The sequence below is a fragment of the Kordia sp. genome (assembly GCF_045105435.1).
Classification (GTDB): domain Bacteria; phylum Bacteroidota; class Bacteroidia; order Flavobacteriales; family Flavobacteriaceae; genus Kordia.
On record NZ_JBGCDL010000315.1, the window covers coordinates 1 to 4,696 of the forward strand.

6 protein-coding genes are annotated in these 4,696 nt (G+C 35.1%); 2 read left to right on the forward strand and 4 right to left on the reverse strand.

What is annotated here, in order from left to right:
- Positions 1-321: hypothetical protein (locus AB8B65_RS16090; protein WP_405302292.1), on the reverse strand; the 321-nt coding region annotated here is incomplete at its 3' end.
- A 99-nt stretch (positions 322-420) separates the two neighbouring features.
- On the opposite strand from AB8B65_RS16090, the gene AB8B65_RS16095 reads away from it, so the two are divergent.
- Positions 421-621, forward strand: coding sequence for a hypothetical protein (locus tag AB8B65_RS16095; RefSeq protein WP_405302293.1), 201 nt, complete (start codon positions 421-423; stop codon positions 619-621).
- A gap of 49 nt (positions 622-670) precedes the next feature.
- Here the strand turns inward: AB8B65_RS16095 and AB8B65_RS16100 are convergent, their stop codons facing one another.
- From AB8B65_RS16100 to AB8B65_RS16110, 3 genes are all read right to left on the reverse strand, one after another.
- Positions 671-1,210, reverse strand: coding sequence for a hypothetical protein (locus AB8B65_RS16100; RefSeq protein WP_405302294.1), 540 nt, complete (start codon positions 1,208-1,210; stop codon positions 671-673).
- A gap of 124 nt (positions 1,211-1,334) precedes the next feature.
- Positions 1,335-1,706: a hypothetical protein gene (locus tag AB8B65_RS16105; RefSeq protein WP_405302295.1), complete on the reverse strand. Its 372-nt coding sequence runs from the start codon at positions 1,704-1,706 to the stop codon at positions 1,335-1,337.
- Positions 1,707-1,760: 54 nt separating this feature from the next.
- Positions 1,761-2,357, reverse strand: a complete 597-nt coding sequence (locus AB8B65_RS16110) for a ribonuclease HII (protein WP_405302296.1) — start codon at positions 2,355-2,357, stop codon at positions 1,761-1,763.
- A 203-nt stretch (positions 2,358-2,560) separates the two neighbouring features.
- Between AB8B65_RS16110 and AB8B65_RS16115 the strand changes: the two genes are divergently transcribed.
- Positions 2,561-4,534 carry a putative porin gene (locus AB8B65_RS16115; RefSeq protein ID WP_405302297.1) on the forward strand — a complete coding sequence of 658 codons (1,974 nt, stop codon included), beginning with the start codon at positions 2,561-2,563 and terminating at the stop codon, positions 4,532-4,534.
- The last annotated feature ends 162 nt before the right edge of the window (positions 4,535-4,696 follow it).

Below are 4,696 nucleotides of genomic sequence, written 5' to 3' on the forward strand. Positions count from 1 at the left end.
TTTCGGATCTAACGACATCACATAATCATAACTTTCGTCTAAATAGTTGGCCAATGTGTCAATCTCGGAAAGCATTTCATCCGGAATTAATACATAACCTTTCATCGTTGCTCCGTACGATTTGTAATAATCAGAATTAAATGCTGCAATGTATTTTTCTTGGACTTCTTTTGAATAGCGAAACCCAATTTCGCCCGCTTTATTCAACAAACCAAACATGTGTCCGTTTGCCGACGTGTAAATCATACTTTTCCCTTTTCGCGCAAAGCGAGGACATTTTTCTACAATTGCATCAAAAATTTGAAGTCGCTCTTCCCACATAAAAAATAGTTTTAATGCACTAAAAATACATTTTTTTTAAAAAGTGGGTAATGATTTTTGGAATTCCACCCATTTAGTAGAACATAAAAATTTAATATTATGAAAAAAGCAAAATTAAAAACGTTGAAGTTAAGTAAGCAAACTGTTTCAGAATTAGGAGCAGATGCAATTGTTGGAGGAATTAGCGGAGGTGCTTGTCAACCTTCGGGCGGAGTTACTATTCCGGTAACGTTAGGATGTGCGCCTTTTACACTTCCTGTAGTTTGTCATGGTAGTGCAGGTTGTTTCCGTGGAAATTAGAAAAAAATAATCTATTAAAAGCGCTTTTATGAAAATGGAAGCGCTTTTTTTAGTTTTCAACACGTTTCCATTCCGATAATTCACTCTTAGGAATTTCGTTCCGTTGTTTCAATCGGCCATCGCAATGTCTGTAATAACTCGAATCATTTTCCAGTTCAACTACTTCAATATCATTTATAGGAACGTTTAAATCTAACAAAATTAACATTCTGTCTTTAAGAGTTTGGTACTTAGTTTGTCCGTATTCGAGATGTATTTTAATTTTTGAATCAGTGTGAATTGTATATTTACTTTGAAACGGTTTGCATTTCATTCCGTACACATTAAGCGTAATTTGTTCTTTTGTCAATTTATCTGAGCAAAACTTAATTTTAGCAATTCCGTCATAATCTCCATGCGTAATTCCAACACGTTTCCCATCGGATAAAACTTCAATTACAGCAGCAATTATAATGGTATTTGATTCTTTTTCGATAGTTTGAAACTCAATTTCAATCATTTTATTAGCAGCTTTTTCTTGGGCTTTTAATGAAACGATCGCAAAAAGTAAACCAAATAGAAATGCATTTTTTAGTTTGATGGTTTTCATAATTAGAACTATTTATATTGATTCCTTCAAGTTCTCTTCAATTTCCATTCCGTTATTTCTCCAATTCTTTCAGTCGCTCAATTGCATTTTGATTTAGCGTGATCGATCTTCAAGAATATTGGAGCTATTCTCGTTCAAAAGTCATCAATGGACCATCGCTATAATATTCATATCCAATAAATAACTTGCTATCTTCAAAGAAATATTCATAAGGAATCTCTAAAATAGTGATCGTTTCAGTACTTAAAATAAAATCATAATTGCCAGAATCGAGAATTTGTAAATTTTCGTCTTCTTCATTAGTAACCGTTACGGTATTTTCGTTCAAATTAAAATTCCAAATATGATTTGCCTGAAAATTTGGTGGTGCGCATTCACAAGAAACATCAATCAATTTCCAAATACCTGCAATTGGATTGTTGACTGTAGAATCGTCGTCAGTATTGCAGGAAATAAACAATCCGACAAACAACAATAAAAAAATCTTGGTTTTCATAACAGTTGGTATAAGTAGTTAATGTATCAAATAAACGCGCAGACGTTTTAAATATTATAAATCAAGTGCGTATTGCTCTGGAAGCAACCGAAATGACATGCGATGGTATTTTGTAGCGCCATATTTTTTAATGGCTTCGCGATGTTCTACCGTTGGATAGCCTTTATTTTTCTTCCAATTATACATAGGAAACTCTTCGTGAATCTTTTCCATATACGCGTCTCTATATGTTTTAGCCAATACGGAAGCAGCAGCAATATTCATATACTTTCCGTCACCTTTAATAATAGTTTGATGCGGAATATCTTTATATGGTTTAAACTTATTTCCGTCTACAATAATATGTTCGGGCGCAACCGAAAGCTGATCAATTGATTTGTGCATGCCCAAAATAGAAGCATTCAATATATTAATAACGTCAATTTCTTTAGGGAAAATATGTGCTACACCAAACGTTAGGGCTTCTAGTTCAATAAGCGGACGTAAAATTTCACGTTTCTTATGACTCAGCTGTTTGGAGTCGTTCAACATATCATTTGAAAAGGTTTTGGGTAAAATAACGGCGGCTGCGGTTACAGGTCCTGCCAGGCATCCGCGTCCAGCTTCGTCGGTTCCAGCTTCTAATCCATCCAATAATTGTAATGCTAACATGCGTAAAATCTTATGAGACAAAACTATTCGTTCTGTAAGTCAAATCAAAATAGAAAAACAAAACATAGTCGCTTAAAAACAACAATTTATGATTTCAATAACAAATCTTAGCTTTTTATTTCGATCAAAAAGTATACTTTTGTTCCATACTAGCGTAAAATGTTTGATAACATGAAGAAGAACACGCTAAAAAAATCAAAGAAGTGAAGCACATCCTTTTCGTTATATTTATATGTATTACTATTTCTGCTGTACAAGCGCAGGAAAAGTTTCAGCCAGTACCAGAAAAAAAACAAAAAATGAGTCAGCGAGGAGAAGAACCTATAAATAGGGAAAACAACGGCTCTGAAAAAGACAAAACGGCGAAGCGAAAAGAATACGATATCAATCTGTATAAAATCATTTCGCACGATCGTGACACAACTATTATTGATACAACGCTCACTATTGAAAAAGAATACAAGTACAATTACTTACGAAAAGATGATTTTGAGTTGATGGCTTTCTCAAACTTAGGACAAACCTATAACAACTTAGGATATTCATTTGATCGCCCAGCTGCGTTTCCGAGCATCGGAATGCGTGCAAAACATTTCAATTATGATGAGGTAGAAGATGTAAAATATTACAATGTGCCAACGCCAACAACCGAATTGTTTTTTAAAACAGCAATGGAACAAGGGCAATTACTGAATGCGTTTATTACAATGAATACATCCAAACGTATGAACTTTTCAATCTCTTACAAAGGAATGCGTTCGCTTGGAAAATATCAAAACATACTCAGTAGTTCAGGAAACTTTAGACTAACGGCAAACTACCGAACCAAAAATGATCGTTACAGATTGCGCACGCACTTCTATTCGCAAGATGTATTAAACAACGAAAATGGAGGCTTAACGGAAGAAGCATTAACGGACTTTCAAACTGGAGTAGAAGAGTTCACGGATCGATCGCGTTTATCAGTCCAATTTCAAGATGCAGAAAATATACTCGTAGGTAAAAGATACTATTTGGAGCATGACTATAAAATAGTAAGGCAAAAAGATTCGCTTAGAGACAACAATTTACGTGTTGGGCATACGTTCAATTACGAAACAAAATATTACATCTACAATCAAGACAATGAAAATGTATTATTTGGTGATGCGTATGTGTCGTCATCAATCAGAGATCGTTCACAACTGCGAAAACTATTCAATCAAGCGAGTCTAAGTTACACCACTAAAACTTTTGGCGATGTAAAATTCAAAGCCAATCATACTAAATATGATTACTTCTTTGACAAAATTTTATATCTATCACCAACGGAAGTAGTACCAAACAATATAGAAGGTGATGTTATAGCTGTTGGTGGCGAGTGGCGACATACCATTGCTGGAATTCAACTCAAGGCAGATTTACTAGCAAATGTGTCGGGTGAACTTGGAGGAAACTATTTTGCAGGTCGTGCGCGATACAAATTCAATGATGACATAAATGCAGAAGCCTCTATTGTAATCAATTCCAAAGCGCCAAACTTCAACTTCATCATCAATCAAAGTGATTACATAAACTATAACTGGCGTAATGATCTCAAAAACGAGCGAACGCAAAGTATCAATTTCAAACTAAACTCTGAAAAATGGGGAAATGTAGATGTTAGTTTTACCTCATTAGACAATTACACATACTTTTCTGGACTCATAACTGGCGAGCAAATAACGCCGCAACAAAGCACAGATGCAATCACATATCTAAAAGTAAAAGTGGGTAAAGAATTCCGTTATGGGAAATTTGCGCTCAATAATACGGTAATGTATCAACAAGTAACACAAACGGGCGATGTATTCAATGTGCCCGAATTAGTCACAAGAAACACACTATATTATACGGACAAATGGTTCAAAAAAGCGCTTTTCATTCAAACAGGAGTTACATTCAGTTACTTTACAGAATACTTCGGAAACGCTTACAGTCCATTATTAGGTGAATTCTACAGTCAAAACCAACAAAAAATTGGAGGTTTTCCACGTTTTGATGTCTTCATCAATGCCAAAGTAAGACGCACGCGAATCTATTTCAAGCTAGAGCATCTAAACTCTTCCTTCACTGGATACGACTTTTTTGCTGCGCCAAATCAACCGTATCGCGATTTCGTTGTTCGCTTCGGACTCGTCTGGAACTTCTTTTCATAAAAATAAATACCAACTCTAACACTTATAAATTAAGGCCGCTGAGCAAAGTCGAAGTGCGTTCACTGAGCGGAGTCGAAGTGGGTTCCCATTTTCTTTTTCATTAAAAAAAAAGAAACTGGTCACGCTTTCGCCAGTCGCTCTCTTTAATAAAGAATCAAACTA

Bases quoted from the DNA above. Each gene is read 5' to 3' on its own strand.
- AB8B65_RS16095 (WP_405302293.1), top strand. From the start codon at position 421: ATGAAAAAAGCAAAATTAAAAACGTTGAAGTTAAGTAAGCAAACTGTT.
- AB8B65_RS16100 (WP_405302294.1), bottom strand. From the start codon at position 1,210: ATGAAAACCATCAAACTAAAAAATGCATTTCTATTTGGTTTACTTTTT.
- AB8B65_RS16105 (WP_405302295.1), bottom strand. From the start codon at position 1,706: ATGAAAACCAAGATTTTTTTATTGTTGTTTGTCGGATTGTTTATTTCC.
- AB8B65_RS16110 (WP_405302296.1), bottom strand. From the start codon at position 2,357: ATGTTAGCATTACAATTATTGGATGGATTAGAAGCTGGAACCGACGAA.